This window comes from Corynebacterium sp. CCUG 70398, from assembly GCF_024454055.1.
Taxonomy (GTDB): domain Bacteria; phylum Actinomycetota; class Actinomycetes; order Mycobacteriales; family Mycobacteriaceae; genus Corynebacterium; species Corynebacterium genitalium.
In genome coordinates, this window is record NZ_JAGPYZ010000010.1 from 1 (window position 1) to 22,733 (window position 22,733).

Consider the following 22,733-nt stretch of genomic DNA (forward strand, 5'->3'; position numbering starts at 1 on the left):
GAACTCGTCACTGAACTTCCTAGGCATGATCCAATCCTCCTCTAGAAACGATCGGAACTAAACCCAGGACACTTCAAGTGGTGGTGGATGTTCGGCCTTGTCATACAGGAGAAGGAAGGCTGTACCGGCGGAACAGGGAGCTGTTACGACTACGGGTACTACTGGCTATTCTTCACATCTATCGCTGCGTCGATTGTTCTGTATCTGATCAACAACGACCGCGATGCCCACGAGTCTGCGAACGCCCAGTGGCGCCAGGCACAACGACACGAAACGATGGCGAGGTTCAACATCTACTTGCGGTAAGGGGCGGCTCGCTTAGCATTCGAGCCCCGAGCGAACCTGTCGCTCTGTAGCGATGGATTGTCGTGCCGCTGCGGTGGGAACTTTGCCCCGCTTTCGTCACATTGAACTAACAGTGTTCGTGCGGGAAACCGGGAAAAGGGGCGGTAGCTCATGCAGAAGAGACCAACGTACGGCGGCGGTACCGATCACCACCCGGAGTACCGTGTTACCCCGAACGGGTTGGAACCCCCCGGAAAGCTGCGGCCGTGGACGCGGATGTACATGGGCAACATGGTTCGCACGCCGCTGTTTGGACTGGCCATGACGTTCATGATCGCCTTCATGCTGCCATACATCGACAACTACGGTTGGCTGGGAAGCTCCTATGCAAGCTCGAAAGACATGGGATCCCCTCCTGCGAATGTCTTCGAGGCTGTGTCTGTAGTACTCGGATTCGTCGCCATGATGGTGGTGGCAATCGTGTCTATGTACCTGGCGCTCTACGCGCTCATCGTCCTGGCAGCAGTCCTGTGCTTCGCATCCGTTGCCTTGTGGTGTTGTGGGGCAGTGTTTCGTGCAGTTGAAACGGTTGCCGGCTCCGCCTCTGTCGGTACCCATGAGTTCCACGTTGCTTACTACCTTCTCCCACTTATCACGCTGGCGATGGCTGTGATGCTGAGAGGCGTGTGGAAGGGACACGAATGGGCGACTCGTGCGAACGGCAACGAGTTCTACGAGCTCGTACGGCGGCTATGGATCCGAAACTACAATGGAATGCTTACCGTCCCGCCGCCGTACGAACGTGTCTCGCGCCGGGACGTCGGGTGGAAGAGGTGGCTGATGCTGGGGTGTACTGGTGCATTCGTGGTCTTCATGTTTACACCTTCGTTGGACCAGATGAGCGGCTGGAAGTTTCTGAGCATCTTGATCACCACCGGGCAGTTCCTTGGTTTTGACACAGAGTGGGTGTTCCTCGTGCTCGCCACGCTCGGAGTCGTCGTGCTTGGCGCGTGGATTGTCATGAGCAACCGCGCCGGAAACGCGGTGTACTGGGCCTGGTTACTTGCCTGCCTGGGCCAATGGTTCTGGGTTCTGGGGACTTTCGTGCGGGCAGCTGACGGCTGCGCTTCCGGGGCCGAGAACTGTTACAGCTCCGGCTATTACGCTTTGTTCCTTACCTCCGTAGCTGCATCGATCGTGCTGTACCTGATTAACAACGATCGTGATGCCCACGAGTCTGCTCACGCCGAATGGCGCCAGGCGCTGCGCGAACAAGGTGGTGGAGATGGCAACGCCTAACGGAAAGAGTGCTCCTCCCGGCGGCTACCTGTGCTGCGTCTTCACAGGCAGTCGGAACTCGTCGGGTGAGGCGTGGCGCCAGGCTTCGGACCATTGAGAGGGGGCGTCGTCAAGCAATTGCCCGGGCTCGAGCCAGTCGAACAGTGCCTCGTAGGAAAGCGTGACACCTGGCTCGATGACTTTGCGCAGCATCGCTGGGGTGAGGTCGTCCGGGTGGGATGCGCCGCACGCCGCCATCATGGTGGTGGCTTGGCGCACGGTAGCCTGCTGGAAACGCTGCACGCGTTGGGCTTTGAGGTCGACGTCGATGGCGCGCTGGCGCCAGTTGCTCTGGGTGGCCACGCCGGAGGGGCACTTGCCGGTCTGGCACTTCTGGGCTTGGATGCAGCCGACGGCCATCATCATTGCGCGGGCGGAGTTGGTGTAGTCAGCGCCCTGGATGAGGCGCTTCACAATGTCATTCGACGCCGCCACCTTGCCGGATGCCCCGAGCTTGACCTTGTCGCGCAGGTTCGTGCCGACGAGCGCATTGTGCATCATCTGCAAGCCCTCGGTCAGCGGGAGCCCCATGTGGTCCTCGAACTCGAGCGGGGCGGCGGCGGTACCGCCTTCCGCGCCATCGATAGTGATGAAGTCTGGCGCGGTCCCCACCTGCTCAATTGCTTTGCAGATTGACAGCACGTCGATCATGGAGCCGACGCACATCTTGAAGCCGATCGGCTTGCCGCCGGAGACCTCCCGGATGTGGGCGATGAACTCGATCAGCTCGACCGGGGTAGAAAAGACACGGTGGCGGCTGGGGGAGAGGCAGTCCTCGCCGACGGGGATGTCGCGCACGCGGGCGATCTCCTCGGTCACTTTCGGGCCGGGCAGCATGCCGCCGAGGCCGGGTTTGGCACCCTGCGACAGCTTCAGCTCGATCATCTTCACCTGGTCGATCTGCGCGATGTCCTTGAACTTCGCCTCGTCGAAGCCGCCGTCTTCGGTGCGGCAGCCGAAGTAGCCGGTGCCCAGCTGCCACACGATGTCACCGTTGTTCTCCAGGTGGTATTTGCTCAGGCCACCTTCGCCGGTGTTATGGGCGAATCCGCCGAGCTCAGCACCCTTGTTCAGCGCGCGGATGGCATTGGCGGACAGTGCGCCGAAGGACATGCCAGAGATGTTCATCAGCGCCATGTCGTATGGTTGCGAGCACTCCGCACCACCGATGTTCACCCGCGGCGGGTCCTCCGGCACCTCCGCCGGGACCACCGAGTGCACAAGGTACTCATAACCCGCCTGCGACACTTCCCTCTCGGTGCCGAAGGACCGTTCCCCATCGGTGCCGTCGGCGCGCTGGTTGATCACTTCACGGGTTTGCGCGTCGAACGGTTTGCCGTCGGCTTCGCCCTCGATGAAGTACTGATGGATCTCCGGGCGGATCTCCTTTGCCAGGTAGCGCGCGTGCCCCAGCACAGGGTAATTGCGCAGAATATTGTTTTTCGGCTGGATCAAATCGTTCGCAGCCAGGCCCGCGGTCGCGGCTGCCACAGCACCAGCCACTGTTTTGACCGGGTTGCTGCCTACAAGTTTGCTTATCGACGAAAATCGCTTACCCACTAGCCATCACCTTCAATGATCACGGGATTGTTCCGCTCACCAACGTACCTATTCGCCGCTGCGCTGTCTGAGGAGCAATTCCCTCGCCTAGGAAAGAGGTCTGCGGAAAAGTTGACGTGCCCGATGCGTCCCGAAACTGCGCTCGCTGGTCAGAGCGTTGCGGATGGGTAAACGGAAATCCAGTTTGTCAACTTTTCCGCACGTGCTTCTGCCACGCGGTCGCATACGAGATGATTTCGGGCGACAACGGCCGGAGAAGCCGTGCAGCAGGTTCGCTCTCGGCGGGGTAGGAGGCATACGCTGTCTCGACCTTCGGCCATTCAGTCTTCGCGGCGGCGAGGAGATTTTCAAGCATCCGCTTTGCGGCGCCCTGGCCCCGATACTCGGGAAGCACGTAGATGAGCCCGAGCTCCATGAGTCGGTCGTCGTCGACATCGTAGTGGACGGCTTCTGCCATCCCGATCACTTTGCCATCAGGGGCGTGGGCGACCGCGGTGAGTTGGGTCCCGCCCCGGTCCATCAAGCGGGCGCTCGCGTCACGGAGACGCTGCTCAGTCCAATTGATCGAGTCGAGGATGAGGTCACCGCGCGGATAATCCCGCGAAGAACCGGACAACAATGCCCGCAGCGATGGTAGGTCATCAGGGTTGAAGCCCATGTTGCGGACAACGGAGATGCCCGGGCCTGCTGCCTCCGCCGCAACCGCGCCCAGCGAGAACGTCGCCTGCGCCTCGTGGTACGCAGCTGAATATCCGTGACTGGTGAGACTCAGTTCGGGTTCAACTAGAGGCTCGCCCGAGTGCGTGACCCACACTTGCCGGATGGGGCGGTCGAAGGAGGCGGAAAGGGCGTCGATAAGCGAAAGGGCGGCGACCCACGGCTCACGCGGAACGGGCTCTCCGGACCCGGGGACGGGCGCGACGGCGGCGTCGAGAGTGACGGTCGCTTCGATCACGCGTGTGTCCTCGAGTAGGGGCAGGGAGATGAAGACCCACGCGGCGATGTCGGCGAGGTCGTCGACATGCACCTCCGGATATCCGAGCGGGCCGAGCGGACGCGGTGCCTGCAGGTCAGTTAGCGCGAACAACAAAGCCTCGGACTCCGCGGAGCCCTCGAGGCGCTTCGCCATGTGGGCGGCGCTCACGCCGGAGTAGGGGCTGCCGGTGATGTCCTGGATGGCGAGGGTTGCTGAGAACACATACGCGCCCACGACGTCGCCGGAGTCGCGGCCGCCGTGGGCGTAGATGAGGGGAGTGAGCAAGCTAGTCGTTCAACGCCTTCGCGGCGACATCAGCGAACTCCTGCCACTGCTCTGCCTGCGCGCGCAGCTCCGCGGCCTGCTTTGCATTGCCCTTGGCTTCGGCGGCGTCGGCCTTGGCGCGGAAATCGTCCGCCTTGACCTGGAACTGGTTGGCCTTGTCCTGCTGGACCGGGTTGGACTTGCGCCACTGGGCTTCCTCGGCGTCGGACACGCGCTGCTCGATGTCGCCGATCTTGTCCTCGTATTCGCGCATCTTATTGCGCGGGACGTAACCGATCGCGTCCCATTTCTCCTGCAGCTCACGCAGTTTGGACTTGGCGGCGCCGAGGCCCTTCTCCGGGTCAATCAGTGAGTCGTACTCAGCGATGAGTGCATCCTTGGCCTGCGCGTTGGCTTCGTACTCGCGGTCGCGCTCGTCGTTGACGGCGTTGCGGGCCGCGAAGAAGTGGTCCTGAGCGGCGCGGAAGCGGTTCCACAGCTTGTCGTCGACGTCGCGCGGGGCGCGGCCGGCGGCTTTCCATTCCGTCATTAAGTCGCGGTAGGCGCGGGCGGTGTCGTTCCAGTCGGTGGAGTCCTTGAGCTTCTCGGCGCGCGCGATGAGCTCCTCCTTCTTCGCCTTCGCGGCGGCGCGGCCGCGGTCAAGTTCGGCGAAGTGGGCCCCGCGGCGGCGGTTGAAGGAATCGCGGGCCTTGGAGTAGCGCTTCCACAGCCCGTCATCGGTTTTGCGGTCGATGCCGCGGACGGTCTTCCATTCCTCGAGGATGTCGCGGATACGGTCGCCGGCTGCCTTCCACTCAGTGGAGTTCTCGGCCAAGTCTTCGGCCTCCGCGGCGAGGGCTTCCTTGCGCTGAATAGCCTCGGCGCGGCGAGCCTCTTTGGCTTCTTTCGCCTTCTCGCCGGCGGTGTCGGCCTCCTCCAGGAGGGTTTTCAAACGTGTTTCAATCGCGTCCAAGTCACCGACGACAGCCTGCTCATCGAGGGAGCCGATGAGCTGCTGCGCCTGGGTGCGCACCGAGTTCGCGTCTTCCGGGCGGGTGCGCAGGCGGTTTTCCAGCACGCCGACCTCCGTGGACAGATCAGCGAAGCGCTGGGCAAAGTGCTTTAGGCCCTCCTCGGGGCTGCCAGCCTGCCAAGAACCGACGGCGCGTTCAGCACCGCCGCGGATGACGTAGACAGTGCCGTCTTCATCCACGCGACCGAACTCAGCGGCCTTCGCGGTGTCAGCGGCAGAAGCGGGCACAGGGCTCGGCGTGGACGGGGCACCAGCGGGAGCAGCGGGACGTGCACCAGGGCGCGGGCCGGGCTTCGGTGCCCGAGAAGGCATTGCGCCGGGGGAGGGAACCGGCGAGGGCCGGTTGTTCTCAGGGGTGGGGGGCTGCGTCATAGTGGGCCGTCCTTTCATCCTGTGCCGCGCGTCGCGGCTGCCGTTATGCCCCAAAACAATACCGCGACGGGGAGCGCAATGTAACGGTTCGGCTCACACGGACTCTTCTATAGGGTGAGGTTCATGCGCGGTTTCAATCTGCTTGTCGTTCCGGGGTCCCCAGCGGTAGTCGCTGAGCTGTCTCCGCAGGATGCGGCGGGGCGCGCGATCGTAGCCAAAGCTCGCGAGCTGACCGAGGGAGATACCCGCCCGGTTGAGATCGTCGGTTCGCGCGATCCGCGGTGGCGCACCGAGCACACTGGCAGCTTCCGCGCATGGGGTGCTGATGTGCACGTCGGAGGCGGCAACTACCTGCCGGAACTCATCGCACGCTACATCCTGCCGGGCCGCACCATTGGGGATTCCCGCGAGCACATCCAGCCGCTCAACCCCGACGCGCTCACCGTGGTGGTCGTCGATGGCTCCGCCGGACTCACTCCCCGCGCACCCCTTGCGCTTATCGACGGCGCCACCGACACCCACGACGCCATGACCGCCTTCCTTGACGGCACCGGCGAACTCCCCGCCGATCTGCCCGGGGTGATAGAGCAGGGGTTGTGGGAGGAGCTGGGGGCGTTGAAAGCGTCGAAAAGCGTGCTGTCAAGCGATGACACGCTCGGCGTTGGACGCTTCCTCGCGGCGTGCGAGGTTCACGCATGATCAGGCCTATCGCTGTCGTCGGCCCCACCGCGTCCGGGAAATCTGATCTCGGGCTGGCTCTCGCGCACGAGCTCGGCGGGGAAGTGGTCAACGTTGATTCCATGCAGCTCTACCGTGGCATGGACATCGGCACGGCGAAGCTGTCACTGGCTGAACGTGAAGGGATCCCGCACCACTTGCTGGACATCTGGGATGTCACGCAGACCGCATCCGTTGCCGAGTATCAGGCACGCGCGATTGAGGTTGTCGACGCCATCGCTGCGCGGGGCAGGGTTCCCATCCTCGTCGGCGGTTCGATGATGTACGTCCAATCGCTGATCGACGACTGGCAGTTCCCGCCGACCGATCCCGCCGTCCGCAATAAATACGAGCAACGGCTGGAAGACGTTGGTGTGCACGCGCTCCACGCAGAATTGGCTGAAGTTGATCCAGAGGCCGCGGCCATCATTGAGGACAACGATCCGCGCCGAACGGTGCGTGCGCTGGAGGTCATTGAACTGACGGGCAAACCGTTCCAAGCCTCGCAGCCGCCAAAGGATGCGGCGCCACGGTGGGCCACGCGGATTCTGGGGTTGCGGACGGACGCGGAGTGGCTCAACCCGCGCATCGATAAGCGCACCGAGTTGATGTTCGCTGCCGGGTTCGTCGACGAGGTGCGAGGGTTGATCGCCGAGGGACTGGTCGCGGAGTCCACCGCCGGCCGCGCGATTGGCTACTCGCAGGTTCTCGGCTACCTTGCCGGCGCGATCACCCTCGAGGAAGCTCAGGAGCGGACCGTCACGGGGACCCGCCGCTACGTGCGCCGGCAGCGCTCCTGGTTCAACCGAGACAAGCGCATCACCTGGCTCGACGCGTCCGCGGCGGATGACGGCCGCGAGGCGATCCTCACCGCCGCGCTAGACTCGCTGGCGTGAACGAGAACACCCCGCAGACGACCCAGGCACCGGAGAACCTGTCCACCCTGCCGTTCATCAAGGCGCACGGAACAGAGAACGACTTCGTGGTGCTTATCGACGTCGACGACCAACTAGAACAACTCGGCATCCTCGATGATGACCTTGTCGCCTCGCTGTGCGACCGGCGTGCCGGCGTAGGAGGCGACGGATTCCTGCGCATAGTGAGCTCGGACGCTCACGATGCGCAGGGTGCGAACGGCAACCGCTGGTTCATGGATTACCGTAACGCCGACGGCTCCATCGCGGAAATGTGCGGAAACGGCATCCGCGTGTTCGCCCACGTCCTCGTCGCCCAGGGCTTGGAGCAGGCTCGCCAGTTCGACGTGGACACCCGCGCCGGGGTCAAGCACATCACCATCCACTCCCTAACGGGGGAGGACCCGAACGGCTCGACGCACGCAGTCGTGGAAGTGGGCATGGGCCCCGTCGGCGTGACCGGGGTATCCACAGGCCGCATGGGGGACTTCGAATTCGCTGGACTAGGCGTGGATGTGGGCAACCCGCACCTCGCTGCCGTCATCCCAGGTTTGACACCTGTGCAGCTGGCGGAGCTGGCCTTTGAGCAGCCGGCCTTCGACCACGAGTTCTTCCCCGAGGGCGTGAACGTGGAGATCGTCACCGACCCTGAAACCGCCGGCGGTGAAATGCGCGTCGGGATGCGTGTGTGGGAGCGCGGCGTCGGCGAGACCCGGTCGTGCGGCACGGGCACGGTCGCTGCGGCACGGGCAGCGCTTGCCGATGCCGGCGTGGAGAACGGCACCATTACCGTTGACGTTCCGGGCGGCACACTCACCATCGCGATCAATGACGGCGAGGCGACGATGACGGGGCCGTCTGTCATTGTCGCGCGCGGCGAGGTCTCGCTGAAATCGCTGCGCAAGGACTTCACGTAATTAGCGCATTGCGCGCTGGAAGAACGCGACAGCGTCCGTCTTCTCCTGCGTGATGTTGGTTAAGTCGGCTTCGAGCAGAGCGATGTCCTCCAGCGTGGGCGCGCCTGGCGGACTGTCGACGTCGGTGCGCACCGGCAGGTAGTTCAGCTCCGCGGCCGTGGTCTGCCCTTGGCGGGAGACAAGATAAGACACGAGCCGCTGGGCAGCCTCGCGTGACGGCGATGCCGCAAAGACCGCCGCGGGCTGGGTGATGTACGGGGCGCCGTCGGCGGGATAAACGGCCTTGATGGGGGAGCCCTCGTCGGCCAAGTCGCGCACACGGTAATCAGTGACGATGCCGATAGGGTGGCCGCCAGCAGCGACCTCTTCTGCGACAGGGCCAGCGGACTGCGCAATCATCGGGCGGTTTTCGCCCAGCTTGTTCACCCAGTCTTCGCCGAGCTCGGGAGTCTGCAGCCACACCGCTGCATTGAACGCGGTGGCGCCGGACACTGCTGGGTCGCCGAGCACGATCTCGCCCTTGTACTTCGGGTCGGTCAGGTCGCCCCAGGATGTGGGAGCCTCGTTCTCCGGGATCCGGTTGGAGTTGTAGGCGATGATGGTGGGCATCATGCGGGTTCCTACGTAATAACCGTCGTCGTCGATCGCCTCCGGCAGGATCGCGGTGAGGTCGATATTGGTCAACTCCGCCAGGTCGCCCTCCTGCTTGTACACCTCGAAGGTGGGGGCGTCGGCGCACCACAGCACGTCGCCCTCGATCCCGCCGGTGGCTTTCTCGGAGGCGACGCGGGCGACAAGCTCGCCGGTTCCTGCGCGGTACATCTTCACCTTGATGTCGGGGTTGAGTTCCTCGAACTCGCGGATGGCGATGTCCGCCTTCGCTTCCGGCTCGGAGGTGTACAGGGTGATGGTGGTGACGCCGTTGCGCATGTTTGGCGAGCGTTCGCCCTCCGCGGGCGGTTCGGCGCAGGAGGACAGGAACGCCAGTGACGTTGCGAGAACGGCTGACACGAGCGAGGTGCGGCTGCGGGCGAGGTTTGCAGAAAAGGTCACGGTGCGGTCCTCTCGTCGGCGGCGGTCCTGTCATCCACCGGGTAGGCGAGTACACGTTCTGTGCGCACACCGACGGTCTCGCCAATGCGCGGGCGTCGGCCGCGGACCTTGGCACGGAAGGTTGTGCCGTCGACATCGAGGGTGACGGAGTGCCCGTCGAGCTCGAACAGAGCGGATTCGATCGTGCCGCGCGCGGCATACGGGTCGGAGGAGTCGACGACGCGCACGGCAGCTGGCAGGACCGCGATGTCGATGACCTCGCCGAGATCCTCCATTCGGCCGCCGACGGTTACCAGATTGGATGTATGGAAGCTCATAGCTGGGTCCTGGCTGACGTATTCGAATCCGTTGCGGCGGGCGCGCAGCACGGTCGCGTCGGAGAAGAACTGTGCGACCCAGGCCGTGGCGGGTGCGGAGTAGAGCTCATCGGGGGTGGCGACCTGTTGAAGTTGCGCGTCGGCAAGCACTGCGATGCGATCGGCCATGGCCAGGGCTTCGCCGCGGTCGTGCGTGACATGCAGCGTGGTCAGTCCGTGGGTGGGAGTTAGAGCCACAAGTTCACGCCGCAGCACGTCGCGTAAGGGTTCGTCGAGGGCGGAGAGGGCTTCGTCGAGAAGCAAAACGCGCGGATCGCCCACAATGGCGCGAGCGAGCGAGACGCGCTGACGCTGGCCGCCGGACAGGGCGTCCGGTTTGCGTTCCTGGAGGCCGTCGAGTCCCACCAGTTCAAGTGCGTCGGTGACGCGGCTTGCGCGCTCACGCTTATCGACGCCCGCCCGCACCAGCGGGTACTCCACATTCTGGGCGACAGTCATATGGGGCCACACCGCGTGCTGCTGGAAGACCATGCCCATGTGGCGGTCCTCCGGCGGAATGCCGGTCATGTCCTTGCCGCCCACGTAGATGGAACCGGAGTTCGGCTCGACGAACCCTGCGAGGGCCCGCAATAGCGTTGTCTTGCCCGAGCCGGACGGGCCGACGAGCGCGAGGAATTCGCCGGCTTCGATGTCGAGGGTCACATCGCGCAGGCCCTGCGTGCCACCCGGGAACGTGACGCTGACGGTGTCGAAACGGATGTCTTCCACGGTCTACCTCCTAGCGGATGCCGAGCCACGGGAAATGCCCGCGCTGGCGAGGACGAGAACGATAAGCCCGGCGAGCGTGAACATGAACGCCAGCGCGGAGGCTTGGTTGTAATTTCCGGCTTGCTGCAGGTTGAACAGTTGCACACCGAGCGTGGTGGTGCCGGGAGCGATGAGCAGGACCGAGACCGTCAACTCGCGGATCGCGGTAACGGCGACAAGGACGGCACCCGAGACCGCGGCGGGGATCGCCATGGCACCCGAGGTGTTGAAGATGGCGCGCAGCGGCCCCGCCCCGGAGATACGCGCGGCCTCTTCCATGGCGAGTGGAGTGCTTTTCAACGGCGCGCGGACTGCCTGGAGCACCGTGGCGGTGTAGGCGCACAGGTAGGCGGCGAGAATGATCCACGGGGTGTTGTAGGTGCCGGTGTAGCGGCTGATGATAAGCCAGCCGACACCGATGATGAGCCCCGGAAGGGCTGTGGGTAGCAGCGTCACCAGGGTCAGCAGGGTGTTGTCGCGGCTAATGGTACGGGTGACGAGGATGCCGATGAGCCAGCCGAGCACACCGCACAGCACCGCCGCGGTGAGCGACATCCACAGGGAGTTAGTGAAGCCGTCGATGACGCGCGGGTTCTGTAGGGTGCGTTCGAAGTTGCGCCATGTCAGCGTCTTCCACGTTAGCGGCACACCCGGAGCGGGCAGGAGAGCGCGGTAGATCAACCCGCCGACGGGTAGCAGGGTCACGGCGAGGCCAGTGGCCCAGGTGGCCGCAGTCACCGGCCACGTGGCAGCGCCGAGATCGAAACGCAGCGGCGCCCCCGCGTTCGTGCCGGAGCTGGCGGCGCGCTCGGCGACGATGTAGTCCGCGATGACTGCCAAAATGCCCATCACCAGCAGCACGACGCCGATGGTGGAGACCACCTGTAACGGGTTAGGCACCGTTCCGGATTCGACGAAGCGGTACACCATCGTGGCCAACGTTTCGAAGCGTGCGGGCGAGCCGACCAGGGCCGGAATGCCGAAGTCCCCCAGGTTGGACACGAACGTCAAGGTGAACGCGCTGAGCAAGGCTGGGCGGACCAGCGGCAAGGTGATGGTGCGCAGGGTGGTCCAGGTATCAGAACCTGACAGACGCGCAGCGAGCTCTAGATCGCGCGGGATCTTGCGCAGCGCAGCGGCCATGATGACGTAGACGATCGGGTAGGCGTGCAGCGTGAGCAGAAAAATGACGCCGTCAGCACCGTAGATGTTCCAGATCGGTCGATCGAAGATGGCGTTGAAGCCCTGGTTGCGGCCGAAGAGCTGCAGCCACGCGATCGCGCCGACAAACGGCGGCACAAGCAGCGGGGACAGCAGCAGCAACCGCGCCACGTGGGCACCGGCGATGGTGGTGCGCTCCACGATGACGGCGGCAAGCGTTCCCACGACCACCGCGAACAAAGACGACAGTAGCGTCGAGTAGACGGAGTTCCAGGCCGCCCGGCCAAGACCTGATTCAATCAGGACGGGGATCTGGTTTCCGCCCAGAGCAAGGCCCACCACGAGGTACAGCGGCGCGATGAAGAATCCGGCGGCAATGAGCCACATTCCGGCCCGGAATAGCTTGGGCATTGCTCAAAGATACAACATGCCCGCCTGCCACAGCAGCGCTGTGCAGGAGTTCTATGCAGGCCCGTAGTCGCGCGCGGCTCGGCGGGCATCCGTCCACGACTCAGCAAGGTCCGCTGCCCGCTGGTCAGCGATGGAGAGCATGCGTTCGAGGGAGGTGCGGTCGAGATCGTCGCTCAGCAAATGCGTGTCAACGCGCGCGAGGAAACGCTTCGCAGAGCTGCGCCGCAAGTGGAAATCTTGCACCTCCGCGAGCCGCGAATGCGGGTTGGCCAGCTCGGGGTAGTGCAGGGTGCGGTCGGCGAGAGCGTCTGTGGAGGGGCCTTGGAGCAGGTCGTCGTACTCGCCCAGGACCTGCTCGATGTCGTCGCGCGCGACCCGCAGCGATGCCCGGAGGGATTCAATCTCCGGGTCGGTGGTGCTGTTGCAGAAACCGATGAACGCGACGGCCGCGACGACACCACCGAGGATCAGCCCTAGCCAGCCGAAGCGTGCTCCGAGCAGGATCGCCACAACCAGCGCGAGGGTGAGCCATATGGCTGCCTCGACGCTGCGTCGCGGTTTGTGGTTCTGCGCCATCACAATGTCACTGGCCGGGTTCTTTTTTAGGGGGACTAGTGCCCGCCGCAGCCTCCAGAGCCGCATCCGCAAGCGCCGCCACCGCAGCCGCCACCGGTGGCCATCATGACGGAGCCGGATAGGACACCGGTGCCAGCGATGACGGTGTTGCGCTCGGGCAGCGTGTCCGCGTTGGGGAGGACCACATCGAAGGGGAACGCGCCGTCGACAGAGACGTGGATGAACTGCTCACCGGTGAGCATGTTGGTGCGGTACTCAGATTCCAGCACGCGGGCAGAGAACTGGGCACCTGCATCCGGGCTGGCCGGGGCTCCCGTGGAGACGATCTCCGCACCCTTCGAGGTGATGGTTCCCATCACCCCGCCGGTCTCGGACAGGTAGTGATCAACACTGTCGTACCGTGCCACGTCCATCCCGAGGATGGTGAAGCCCATTTCCTGCCAGGTGAGGGTGGATTCGTCGACAAGCAGCGGGCCCTGGGCGATGTTGGCCGTGACGGAGGTGAGCACCGTGCCGGTGGGATCGATGATCTCGCAGAACCCGACGACATCCGTGACCATAGTGACGTTCGCGTACGTGCGGGTGGTGGAGTCGAAGCCGGCGAATGTTGCGAACGGCTCGACTGCCAGGATGTTCAGCTGCGCCCCGGAGATGTCAGCGAACTGGATGAGCTGGCCCCCGCGGACCTCGCCGGTAACGGCAAGCTGATTCGAGGCGATCGCCGCCTCCACCGCGTCCTGCCATCGCGCATAGTTCATGCCGATGCTGGAAAGATCCGTGCTGATCGCTTGAGTCATGTCTCCAGATCCTACAACTGCCGTCAAAGAATCCCGCATACGGAGGGAACAAGCTGGATGGCTGGGTTGTTGAGGTAGAAAACTACTGTGCAACAATAAGGACTCAATGACCACTTCTTCGCACGCAAGTTCTCAACCCAGCCATGACGAGCTGCTCGCCCAGGCTTTCCGCCACAATGCGCCGCAACCGACCGATCGGGGCCGCGACGAGGCCCATGAGCCGTCTGTCGGCACGCTGGACTTGGCCGAACGCAATGCTTTTCGGCGTGTCACCCGCGAGACCGAAATCCGCTCCGAAGAGCACAAGGATGTCTACGAGGTTGAGTACCGAAAGCTCCAGCTGGAGCAGGTGATCCTCGTCGGCGTGTGGACGGAAGGGACGACGGCCGAAGTCGAGGCAAGCATGACCGAGCTCGCGGCTCTGGCTGAAACCGCCGGCGCTGAAGTGGTGGAGATGATCTACCAAAAGCGCGACAAGCCGGACCCGGGCACCTACGTCGGTTCCGGAAAGGTGAGCGAACTACGTGACATTGTGCACGCCACCGGCGCCGACACCGTCGTGTGCGATGGTGGTCTCTCGCCGGGCCAGTTGGTGGCGCTTGAGGAAGCCCTGAAGATCAAAGTCATCGACCGCACCATGCTCATTCTGGATATCTTCGCCCAGCACGCGAAGTCCAAAGAGGGTAAAGCGCAAGTGTCCTTGGCGCAGATGGAATACCTCTACACCCGTACCCGTGGTTGGGGTGGCAACCTGTCGCGTCAGGCTGGCGGCCGGGCAGGCTCCAACGGTGGTGTGGGTCTGCGTGGTCCTGGTGAGACGCGTATTGAGGCCGACCGTCGCCGTCTGCGCACTGACATGGCTAAGCTACGCCGCGACCTTTCCGGGATGAAGACCGCCCGCGACATCAAGCGCGCTCAGCGCCAGCGCTCGACGCTGCCGAAGATCGCCATCGCCGGGTATACGAACGCCGGCAAGTCCTCGCTAATCAACGCGATGACCGACGCTGGGGTGCTCGTCGAAGACGCACTGTTTGCCACCCTGGATCCCTCCACGCGACGCGCCGAGCTTGCTGACGGCCGTACCGTCGTCCTGACCGACACTGTCGGCTTCGTCCGCCACCTGCCCACGCAGCTTGTCGAGGCGTTCAAGTCCACCCTGGAAGAGGTGGTCGGCGCTGACCTCATGCTCCACGTTGTCGACGGCTCCGACCCGTTCCCGTTGAAGCAGATCAAGGCTGTCAACGATGTCCTGGCGGAGATCACCCGGGACACGGGCGAGGAGATTCCGCCGGAGATCATCGTGGTGAACAAGATCGACGAAGCAGACCCCGTCGTGCTTGCCGAGCTACGCCACGCGTTCGCGGATTCGAAGCACAATGTCGTCTTCGTCTCCGCCGTGACCGGCGAGGGGATTGACGAGCTTGAGGGCCGGATCGAGATGTTCTTGAACACTCTCGATGCCCACGTGAAGCTGCTCGTCCCGTTCACCCGCGGCGATGTTGTCTCACGCGTCCATGAGGAGGGCACTGTGCGCAGCGAGGCGTACAACGAAGAGGGCACGCTTATCGACGTCCGCCTGCCCCGCGTCCTCGCCGAGCAGTACGCAGAATTCGTCGTAGCGTAGAACCGAGTTAGTGGTCTGGGTCGGTTCGGACTACGTCGATGCCGTGTTCAGACAGCTTCTGCACCACCTCATCCGAAGCGTCCGCGTCAGTGATGAGCACGTCGATGCTGTCGAGCGGGGCGTAACTGACTACCGCTTCCTGGCCGAACCGTGCGGAGTTGCAAAGAACCACGACCTTCTCAGCGTTGGTCACCATTGCCGACTTCACTGCGGCTTGTTGGGCATCATCCGTAGACAGGCCGTGGTTGACGGTGAGAGCGCCGGCATCGATTACGGCGGCGTTTGCCTGCATCAACGCAAGCGTACGCAAGGTCGTGTCACCAGCGGTGGACTGTGCCGCGTAGCTCACCGAGCCGCCCAGGAGCTGAACATTTGTACCGGCTGTGCTGGATAATTCCAGAGCGACAGGAATGGAGTGCGTGACAAAAGACAACGCCGCTGCGCTACCGGTGCCGCCTGCTGTCACTGCCGCTGCGAACGATTGGGCCATATGCACGGCCATTGCACCGGAATCAACGAACACGACGCCATCGTTTGGCAGGTGCGCCAAAGCTGCTCGAGCGATAGAGGAGCTCGCCCGAGAGGCCGATTGCGAGCGCGGGTCAGCAGACTCCACATGCCCGTGGGAGGCGGTGAGCTGGCATCGCTCTTCGGCGTTCATGGGTCTTCCTTACCTGCTCAAAGTGGACATGGTCTAGAGCTTACGGAACACGGAGACAACGAGCCCCATGATTTCAGCATCATCCCCCTTGATCGGGGCGAAGGCTTCGTTGTGGGGGAGAAGCCACACACCGGAGGAATCCCTGTGGAACTCCTTCACCGTTGCTTCCCCCTCAATAAGCGCCGCGACGAACTGACCTTCCTCCGCTACCGGCTGGGTACGCACGGCAACCCAATCGCCGTCGAGGATGCCCGCGTCGCGCATGGACTCACCCACGACTTGGAGCAGGTAGAGATCACCGTCGCCGACGAGTTCTTCCGGCAGAGGGAAGTAGCTGTCGACGTTCTCTTCAGCGAGAATCGGGTTGCCTGCAGCAATCTGCCCGACGACGGGGATGTAGCGCGGCGGTGCCGCATCGTCTGGTTTCGGATCAGCCTTGCGCTTCTTCCGGCCGTTCTCCGGCAGGTGGCGCAGATCAACGGCGCGGGGCTTGTTCGGGTCGCGGCGAAGAAAGCCCTTCTTCTCCAATTCCTTGAGCTGGTAGGCCACAGACGACGTCGACTGAAGGCCGGCGGCATCGCCGATCTCCCGAATGCTCGGCGGGTAGCCGCGGAGCACCACCGCATCCTGAATGACTTCGAGAATGCGGCGCTGCCTCTCTGTCAGGGTCTTAATGTCCGGTTTCTTGTCTGCGCTCTGGGGCATGTTCCTGTTCTCCTCTGATCGGTTGTCCTCGGTGCCTTGTTCCTATCGGTGTGGCGAGAAACTCGGCGCTGGAATTCCTCACCAATGTTCGACGACACGCGGCACCGTTCGGTTCCCTTGTGTCCACTTTTACCATGCGTAGGCAAATTTGTTCGATATTTCTTGACCACGTCTAGACAAACTCTACGGCCCTTGCTATAAATCGAACATAGGAACTATCGAACATTCTAGCGATCATTGCAATCGAACATGTCCGGTGCGGTTCGTAGAATCAAATCCGAACCAAGAAAGGAAGAATGATGACTATCTCTCTCGCCCGCCCTAACAGTGCTAATACTACCGATAACCTCCGTTCTGCTGAGGTTGAGCCAGCGGATGTTTGGGACCTTGACCGTGCACCGGTGATTCGTGCCTCGCACCGTCATGTTCGAACACTCGATGAGCATAATCGAATGAATGAATCACCCCTGCGAGCGCGCGCAGAGGATCCGGACAGCCCGAACACGGCTCTCGAAACTCGCCGCGAGAAGCGCGCGGCCACGCTTATGGGCGCACTGCTCGGCCTCGGTCTCGTTGCGGGTTCTATCTTCGGCGGCGCGTTCTCTTTCGAGGACGACGGTTTCAGCCCGGAGCAGGTGAACGAGTCTGCGAATCTCCAGAACGCCGTTGCAACAGTGAACAACCGCTAAAGATTTTTCTGGGGGGAGTAGAGTTTGAGGGGTGCACTGCCCCTTTTGCCAGAACGATAGCTCTCGGGTTTCTGACTCGCGCTTAGTCGACGCAGGATCGGCCATTCGGCGCCGACGCGAATGCACCGTGTGCGGTGGTCGTTTCACTACGGTCGAGAAAGCTGTCCTGACCGTGGTCAAGCGCAACGGAGTCAGCGAACCCTTCGACCGTGACAAGCTCATTGTCGGCGTACGCCGCGCGTGCCAGGGGCGCGATGTCTCCGATGACGCTTTGAAGCGCCTCGCCCAAGAGGTGGAGGAGATCGTTCGCGCGCAGGGAAGCTCGCAGATTCCGTCGAACGAAATCGGCCTTGCCATCCTCGAGCCGCTGCGCGCACTCGACGAGGTCGCCTACCTGCGCTTCGCATCCGTGTACAAGTCTTTCGAAAGCGCCGACGACTTCGAATCCGAGATCAGGCTGATGCGCCGCAAAGACCGCGGCATGGAAAGCATTTAGAGCTTATCCACCATCTTCTCGATCCGCCTCGGGCTTACCGGTTTCGCCGTACCGAGCCGTTGAGCGAATAAGCTCACACGCAGCTCTTGGATCCGCCACAGAATGTCCTTGACTGCCCGGGATTTACGGGCCGCCTGCGGTAGCCGGGCCAGTTTGGCATCGAGGTACTTCTTCACGTCGTCGACAACCGATTGGCGGTCTGCATCGCGGTCGGGGTCGCGGTTCATCTCCTCGAGCCGAATCTGGATCGCCGACATGTACCGCGGAAGGTGTTGAAGATTCTCCATCCCGTGCACTGTGATGGCGTTCTTCGGTAGCAGGAAGTTCATCTGCTGGCGGATGTCATCGATAGCTGGGCCGTCCCAGTTCTGAAGTTCCGCCGCAGTGTTGATGTATTCGACCACACCACCGGCGATGCCGACGACCGTGCGCCGAACCATGCCGGCCACCTCGGGCTTGACCTTGTTCAGTAGCGCATCGAATTCTGCAGGTGTACGCACTGGTCCACCGTGGGCGAACATGAGATCGCGGATCGCGGCGACGCGCGCATCTTCGACCAGCCCAGCGGCACCACCGTGCGGATACTTATCGACGGCCACACGCTGCCGCAACGGCAGGCCTTTCACCATCTGGGAGACCGAGACGTCGATTTGGCGCATGAGCATTGCCAACGTCGCCGTCACCATGGATTGATCAGCAGCGGCCTTTGTCGGGAACACCTTCACACGTACGCCGTCATTGGTCGCCTCCAAGGCGGGGAAAGCATCGACGCTATTGCCTTCGATCTTTGTTGTCACAGTTTCCGGCACATCACCAAGGGTGTCTTCCGTCCACTTCGTAACTGAGTCGGATTCAGCCTTCTTGGTCGCCTTTGCTACAGACGAGGTGATTTGGCCGGCGCGGCGCTTCTTCAGCGCGGCGAGCGACGTGTCGTGGTCGGTGATCTTCCCTTTACGGTCGATGGAGGCAAAGGTGATCTTCAGGTGAGGCGGCAACGCTTCGGGCCGGAAATCGGATGCGTTAATGCCGTGCCCTCCGAGGGAGCGCAACACCTCGGCGAGCTGCTCGTTCAACGGAGATTCGTAAGGAACGAGCTTGTCTAGGGCGCGCGCGGCAAACTCTGGTGCAGGAACGACTGTCTTGCGCAACGCCTTTGGTAGGGAGCGGATGAGCTCTGTGACTAGTTCTTCGCGCAAACCGGGCACGAGCCAGTCGAATTCGCGCTCATCCAGACCCGCTAACAGGGGAACAGGGACAAGGACGGTGACGCCGTCAAAGGGGTCGCCCGGTTCGAACTTGTATTGCAGGTCGTAGTCAATGCTTCCCTGGCGGATCTTGTCGGGGAAGGCGTCTTCGCTGGTGTCAGCGTCGGAATCGTCGATAAGTGCGCTCGGGTCGAAGTCGAGGAATGCGGCGTCCTCATGCTTTTTCTTCTTCCACCATGCGTCGAAGTGGCGGCCGGTCCCAATGTTGTCCGGCAGGCGCTCGTCGTAAAAGTCGAACAACGCCTCCTCGTCGACAACGAGACCGCGGCGGCGCACCTTCTCCTCGACTTTGGCGGCCTCTTCGAGGAGCTTGGCGTTGTGTTTGAGAAAGGCGTGGTGGGCGTTCCATTCGCCGTCGATAAGCGCGTGCCTGATGAACATGGTGCGCGCAGCATCCATGTCCACGCGGTGGTACGGCACCAGGCGATCAGCGACAACCATGACTCCGTAGAGCATGGACTTCTGGTGCACCATCGGCGCGGCCCGCTTGATGGACCAGATCGGCTCGGAATAGTTGTGCTTGAGCAGGCCGCCGGCGACTTTCTCCACCCAAGCGGGATCGATAGAGGCGACGTCACGCGCCCACAGACGAGACGTTTCGACGAGTTCGGCAGCCATCACGAACTCCGGCGGCTTCTTCGCCAGCACCGAACCGGGGAAGATCATGAAGCGTGTGCCGCGTGCTCCCTTGAACTCCTTCGAATTGCCGTCGCGGGCACCGATATTGGACAACAGGCCGGTGAGCAAGGCCTGGTGGATGGACTTGGGGTCGCGGTCCCGCGAGTCATCGTGATCGTCCGTTGCGGTGGCGGTGCGGGCCCAGCCGAGCTGCTTTTCAGCCTCGCGGAGCTGGCGCACAAGGTCGAACCACTCGCGGATGCGCATGTAGTGGAGGTACTCCTTCTTCATGCGCTTGCGGAAGGCGTTGCCGGACAGTTCATCCCGGGAGTCCTTGAGGTAATCCCACAAATTCAGCGCAGCGAGGAAGTCGGAAGTCTTGTCCTTGAAACGCGCATGGGCCTGGTCAGCCTGTGCCTGGAACTCCAACGGACGCTCGCGGACATCCTGGATGGTCATGCTGGCGACAATGACAGTGACATCGTCCAGTACACCGAGGCGGTGTGCCTCCACCAGCATGCGGGCCATGCGCGGGTCGACAGGAATGCGCGCGATGTCGCGGCCGATGCCTGTGAGCACCGGCATGTCACGGTCTTCCTTATCGGTGATGGCGCCGAGCTCGTGGAGGAGCATCAGCCCGTCGCGCACAGCCTTCTTGTCCGGTGGCTGGACGAACGGGAACTCCGCGATGTCGCCCAAGCGCAGGTTCGTCATCTGGAGGATGACGCTGGCCAGGTTGGTGCGCAGAATCTCCGGGTCGGTGAATTCAGGGCGGGCGTTGAAATTGTCCTCCGAATAAAGGCGAATCGCGATACCGTCTGCGATACGGCCGGAGCGGCCCGAGCGCTGGTTGGCGCTGGCCTGCGAGATCTCTTCGATGGGGAGGCGCTGCACCTTGGTGCGCGTGGAGTAGCGGGAGATGCGCGCGAGACCGGTGTCCACCACGTAGTGGATGCCGGGGACAGTCAGTGACGTCTCCGCGATGTTGGTGGCTAGCACGATGCGGCGCCCGGAGTGCGGGGAGAATACCCGGTGCTGTTCGGCGTTGGAGAGTCGGCCGAACAGGGGAGTGACCTCGACACCGCGCCAGTGCTGCTTTTCAATGAGCTCCATTGCGTCACGGATGTCACGCTCGGAGGCGAAGAAGCACAGGATGTCGCCGTCACCTTCCGCCATGAGCTCCTTCAAGGCTTCAATCAGCCCGTCGAGCATGTCTGTGTCGACGACCTTCGTGCCGCCGTCTTTCGTGGGCACTTCCGTCTCAAGCGGACGGTAGCGGATCTCCACTGGGTAGGTGCGCCCCGAGACTTCAATGATGGGCGCCGGATTACCGTCACTGTCGGCGAAGTGCTCCGCGAACGACTCCGGGTCGATCGTGGCGGAGGTAATGATGATTTTCAGGTCCGGCCGGTACGGCAAAAGCCGCTTGAGGTAGCCCAACAAGAAATCGATGTTGAGGGAGCGCTCGTGGGCCTCATCGATGATGATCGTGTCGTAGGCGTTCAGGTAGCGGTCCCGCTGCATCTCGGCGAGCAGGATGCCGTCCGTCATGAGCTTGACCGCGGTCGTGGCAGACACACGGTCATCGAAGCGGATGGCGTAGCCGACGGAGCGCCCAATGTCCTGGCCGAGCTCGTCGGCGATGCGCTCAGCGACAGTGCGCGCAGCGATTCGCCGCGGTTGGGTGTGGCCGATCAGCCCACGCCGGCCACGGCCCAGTTCAAGCAGCATCTTCGGGATCTGGGTAGTTTTACCAGATCCCGTTTCGCCTGCAATGACGACGACTTGGTTGTCCCTGATGAGGTTCTTGATGTCCTCGCGTCGGGCGGAGACAGGAAGCTGCTCCGGGTAGGTGATCTGCGGGACCAGAGCGTCAATCGCGGCGACCTTCGCAACTTCTTCTTCTAAGTCGGTGTGGATCGCGGCTAAAGCGTTCGGAGCCTTCGCCTTCTTCAGGCGCCTGTCAAAGCGGCGGACTTGGGCAATCGGCAGCTCGTCGAGACGCGCTTTGAGGGCGTCGCGGGTGATGGGCGGGGAAGACTCGGGGGTGCTCATAATCAACGGCTGATCTTACCCGCGCAGCAGGTAAAGGTAGAAGCTACTGAGAGTGAGCAACCTGAGCGAACGGGACTAGACAGTGAGACCCAGCGGTTCGCCTTCGGCGACAGTGTTCTCGTAGGCCTTTGTGATCGCAGCGCCCAGCGCGGTGAACTCCGCGGCGCGGGTGGAGGAGGAACGGTAGACCAACCCCACGTTACGTTCTGCCGCCACGGCGGTATCGAACTCAGCTACTGTCACGCCGGGGCGGGAGCATTCGGCGGAGACTGCTGACACCGGCAGCAGTGTGGAACCGAAGCCGGCTGCGACGAGCTGAATGATCGTGGTTAGTGACGATGCCCGGGTGACGGACTCGGTGACCTCGGTCAGGCTGATCTTGGCCAGTCGGCAGAGGTCCATGATTTGGTCACGGAGACAGTGGCCGTCGTCAAGCAGCAGCAGATCAAGGTCGTCGAGCACGCTGAGCTCGAGGTCGTGCTTGCCCGCCAACGGGTGGTCGTCTTTGACCGCTACCGCGAAGTTCTCGGTGTACAAAGGGATTTCGCTCAATCCGGCCACGTTGGAGGGGAACGCGATAAGAGCGACGTCGAGGCGCCCGTCGCGCAGCTGGTCCAGCAGCGTAGGGGTCGTTTCCTCCACGATCTTCGGGTTCAGTGCCGGGAAGCGTTCGTGAATAATGCGCAGCAGCTCCGGCAGAATGTACGGCGCGATGGTGGGAATGATGCCGATTGCTAGCGACCCCGTCAGCATGCCCTGTGCACCGCGTGCCCGATGCACAAACGCATCGGCAGCCTCCAAGGTGGCTTTGGCGTAGGGGAGCAGCTCTTCGCCGCTGGGGGTGACAATGACTTTACGTGTGGAGCGCTCAATCAACTGGATCTCCAATCCCGACTCCAAGGCGACGAGCGCCTGGGACAGTGACGGCTGGGAGATATTCAGCTTGGCCGCGGCAGAGCCAAAGTGGCGGTTCTCCGCGATCGTGACAAACGTGCGCAGCTGCGCAAGCGTCGGACGATACTCCTTATTGTTCATACCTATTAGGCTACAACCGGCAATAGGTAGAAATGGCCTATTTGGGATTCTTGTTTTCCAGCCCTAAGGATGAAGGTCTCGGTAGGC

20 protein-coding genes are annotated in these 22,733 nt (G+C 62.8%); 8 read left to right on the plus strand and 12 right to left on the minus strand.

Translation table 11 applies throughout. The features are described 5' to 3' along the window. The first annotated feature begins 87 nt into the window (after positions 1–87). Together KBX07_RS10000 and KBX07_RS10005 are read left to right on the plus strand one after the other, a co-directional pair. Positions 88–306: a hypothetical protein gene (locus KBX07_RS10000; RefSeq protein WP_256023992.1), complete on the plus strand. Its 219-nt coding sequence runs from the start codon at positions 88–90 to the stop codon at positions 304–306. A gap of 150 nt (positions 307–456) precedes the next feature. Next, positions 457–1,584, plus strand: a complete 1,128-nt coding sequence (locus KBX07_RS10005) for a hypothetical protein (RefSeq protein WP_005289801.1) — start codon at positions 457–459, stop codon at positions 1,582–1,584. Positions 1,585–1,608: 24 nt separating this feature from the next. Here the strand turns inward: KBX07_RS10005 and KBX07_RS10010 are convergent, their stop codons facing one another. From KBX07_RS10010 to KBX07_RS10020, 3 genes are all read right to left on the minus strand, one after another. Beyond that, positions 1,609–3,183, minus strand: coding sequence for an FMN-binding glutamate synthase family protein (locus tag KBX07_RS10010; RefSeq protein ID WP_256023994.1), 1,575 nt, complete (start codon positions 3,181–3,183; stop codon positions 1,609–1,611). 187 nt (positions 3,184–3,370) lie between these two features. Continuing rightward, entirely contained in the window at positions 3,371–4,444 is a 1,074-nt protein-coding gene (locus KBX07_RS10015) for a GNAT family N-acetyltransferase (protein ID WP_256023995.1), read from the minus strand. 1 nt (position 4,445) lies between these two features. Continuing rightward, positions 4,446–5,768 carry a DUF349 domain-containing protein gene (locus KBX07_RS10020; protein WP_255995066.1) on the minus strand — a complete coding sequence of 441 codons (1,323 nt, stop codon included), beginning with the start codon at positions 5,766–5,768 and terminating at the stop codon, positions 4,446–4,448. Between the two features lie 183 nt (positions 5,769–5,951). Here KBX07_RS10020 and KBX07_RS10025 point away from each other — a divergent pair, with 183 nt between their 5' ends. Genes KBX07_RS10025 through dapF form a run of 3 tightly spaced genes read left to right on the plus strand, consistent with a single transcriptional unit; the run spans position 5,952 to position 8,376 of the window. Continuing rightward, positions 5,952–6,527: a hypothetical protein gene (locus tag KBX07_RS10025; RefSeq protein ID WP_256023997.1), complete on the plus strand. Its 576-nt coding sequence runs from the start codon at positions 5,952–5,954 to the stop codon at positions 6,525–6,527. Continuing rightward, a complete protein-coding gene (miaA, locus tag KBX07_RS10030; RefSeq protein WP_256023998.1) occupies positions 6,524–7,441 on the plus strand; it encodes a tRNA (adenosine(37)-N6)-dimethylallyltransferase MiaA in 918 nt (305 codons plus the stop codon). The genes KBX07_RS10025 and miaA overlap by 4 nt, the downstream gene beginning before the upstream one ends. After that, on the plus strand, positions 7,438–8,376 hold the full coding sequence (gene dapF / locus KBX07_RS10035; protein WP_255998967.1) for a diaminopimelate epimerase: 939 nt from the start codon (positions 7,438–7,440) through the stop codon (positions 8,374–8,376). Before miaA ends, dapF begins: the two co-directional genes overlap by 4 nt. Here dapF and KBX07_RS10040 read toward each other — a convergent pair whose 3' ends face one another. Genes KBX07_RS10040 through KBX07_RS10060 form a run of 5 tightly spaced genes read right to left on the minus strand, consistent with a single transcriptional unit; the run spans position 8,377 to position 13,486 of the window. Then, a complete protein-coding gene (locus tag KBX07_RS10040; protein WP_005289814.1) occupies positions 8,377–9,429 on the minus strand; it encodes an ABC transporter substrate-binding protein in 1,053 nt (350 codons plus the stop codon). Beyond that, positions 9,426–10,514, minus strand: coding sequence for an ABC transporter ATP-binding protein (locus KBX07_RS10045; protein ID WP_256024000.1), 1,089 nt, complete (start codon positions 10,512–10,514; stop codon positions 9,426–9,428). Before KBX07_RS10045 ends, KBX07_RS10040 begins: the two co-directional genes overlap by 4 nt. A gap of 3 nt (positions 10,515–10,517) precedes the next feature. Next, on the minus strand, positions 10,518–12,125 hold the full coding sequence (locus KBX07_RS10050) for an iron ABC transporter permease (protein WP_256024001.1): 1,608 nt from the start codon (positions 12,123–12,125) through the stop codon (positions 10,518–10,520). A gap of 51 nt (positions 12,126–12,176) precedes the next feature. Continuing rightward, positions 12,177–12,701 (minus strand): DUF2892 domain-containing protein, encoded by a 525-nt coding sequence (locus KBX07_RS10055; RefSeq protein ID WP_156774828.1) that lies wholly within the window; start codon positions 12,699–12,701, stop codon positions 12,177–12,179. A gap of 35 nt (positions 12,702–12,736) precedes the next feature. Continuing rightward, positions 12,737–13,486, minus strand: a complete 750-nt coding sequence (locus tag KBX07_RS10060; protein ID WP_040424398.1) for a hypothetical protein — start codon at positions 13,484–13,486, stop codon at positions 12,737–12,739. A gap of 118 nt (positions 13,487–13,604) precedes the next feature. On the opposite strand from KBX07_RS10060, the gene hflX reads away from it, so the two are divergent. After that, a complete protein-coding gene (gene hflX, locus KBX07_RS10065; RefSeq protein ID WP_256024003.1) occupies positions 13,605–15,122 on the plus strand; it encodes a GTPase HflX in 1,518 nt (505 codons plus the stop codon). A gap of 7 nt (positions 15,123–15,129) precedes the next feature. Here the strand turns inward: hflX and KBX07_RS10070 are convergent, their stop codons facing one another. Then, positions 15,130–15,783 (minus strand): DeoR/GlpR family DNA-binding transcription regulator, encoded by a 654-nt coding sequence (locus KBX07_RS10070; RefSeq protein WP_256024005.1) that lies wholly within the window; start codon positions 15,781–15,783, stop codon positions 15,130–15,132. Between the two features lie 33 nt (positions 15,784–15,816). Then, the gene (lexA, locus tag KBX07_RS10075) at positions 15,817–16,488 is read right to left on the minus strand and encodes a transcriptional repressor LexA (RefSeq protein WP_255995039.1); all 672 of its coding nucleotides are present in this window, start codon (positions 16,486–16,488) and stop codon (positions 15,817–15,819) included. A 452-nt stretch (positions 16,489–16,940) separates the two neighbouring features. On the opposite strand from lexA, the gene KBX07_RS10080 reads away from it, so the two are divergent. Beyond that, positions 16,941–17,177 carry a hypothetical protein gene (locus KBX07_RS10080; protein WP_255998957.1) on the plus strand — a complete coding sequence of 79 codons (237 nt, stop codon included), beginning with the start codon at positions 16,941–16,943 and terminating at the stop codon, positions 17,175–17,177. A gap of 31 nt (positions 17,178–17,208) precedes the next feature. Further along, positions 17,209–17,673, plus strand: a complete 465-nt coding sequence (nrdR, locus tag KBX07_RS10085; RefSeq protein WP_256002612.1) for a transcriptional regulator NrdR — start codon at positions 17,209–17,211, stop codon at positions 17,671–17,673. On the opposite strand, the gene hrpA is transcribed toward nrdR, so the two are convergent. Then, complete coding sequence (gene hrpA, locus KBX07_RS10090; protein WP_256024007.1) at positions 17,670–21,611, minus strand: ATP-dependent RNA helicase HrpA; 3,942 nt, start codon at positions 21,609–21,611, stop codon at positions 17,670–17,672. The genes nrdR and hrpA overlap by 4 nt on opposite strands. 75 nt (positions 21,612–21,686) lie before the next feature. Beyond that, the gene (locus KBX07_RS10095; RefSeq protein WP_005289836.1) at positions 21,687–22,646 is read right to left on the minus strand and encodes a hydrogen peroxide-inducible genes activator; all 960 of its coding nucleotides are present in this window, start codon (positions 22,644–22,646) and stop codon (positions 21,687–21,689) included. Positions 22,647–22,733: the final 87 nt, after the last annotated feature.

Bases quoted from the DNA above. Each gene is read 5' to 3' on its own strand.
- KBX07_RS10000 (WP_256023992.1), top strand. From the start codon at position 88: ATGTTCGGCCTTGTCATACAGGAGAAGGAAGGCTGTACCGGCGGAACA.
- KBX07_RS10005 (WP_005289801.1), top strand. From the start codon at position 457: ATGCAGAAGAGACCAACGTACGGCGGCGGTACCGATCACCACCCGGAG.
- KBX07_RS10020 (WP_255995066.1), bottom strand. From the start codon at position 5,768: ATGCCTTCTCGGGCACCGAAGCCCGGCCCGCGCCCTGGTGCACGTCCC.
- KBX07_RS10025 (WP_256023997.1), top strand. From the start codon at position 5,952: ATGCGCGGTTTCAATCTGCTTGTCGTTCCGGGGTCCCCAGCGGTAGTC.
- miaA (WP_256023998.1), top strand. From the start codon at position 6,524: ATGATCAGGCCTATCGCTGTCGTCGGCCCCACCGCGTCCGGGAAATCT.
- KBX07_RS10050 (WP_256024001.1), bottom strand. From the start codon at position 12,125: ATGCCCAAGCTATTCCGGGCCGGAATGTGGCTCATTGCCGCCGGATTC.
- KBX07_RS10055 (WP_156774828.1), bottom strand. From the start codon at position 12,701: ATGGCGCAGAACCACAAACCGCGACGCAGCGTCGAGGCAGCCATATGG.
- hflX (WP_256024003.1), top strand. From the start codon at position 13,605: ATGACCACTTCTTCGCACGCAAGTTCTCAACCCAGCCATGACGAGCTG.
- KBX07_RS10070 (WP_256024005.1), bottom strand. From the start codon at position 15,783: ATGAACGCCGAAGAGCGATGCCAGCTCACCGCCTCCCACGGGCATGTG.
- lexA (WP_255995039.1), bottom strand. From the start codon at position 16,488: ATGCCCCAGAGCGCAGACAAGAAACCGGACATTAAGACCCTGACAGAG.
- KBX07_RS10080 (WP_255998957.1), top strand. From the start codon at position 16,941: ATGAATGAATCACCCCTGCGAGCGCGCGCAGAGGATCCGGACAGCCCG.
- hrpA (WP_256024007.1), bottom strand. From the start codon at position 21,611: ATGAGCACCCCCGAGTCTTCCCCGCCCATCACCCGCGACGCCCTCAAA.
- KBX07_RS10095 (WP_005289836.1), bottom strand. From the start codon at position 22,646: ATGAACAATAAGGAGTATCGTCCGACGCTTGCGCAGCTGCGCACGTTT.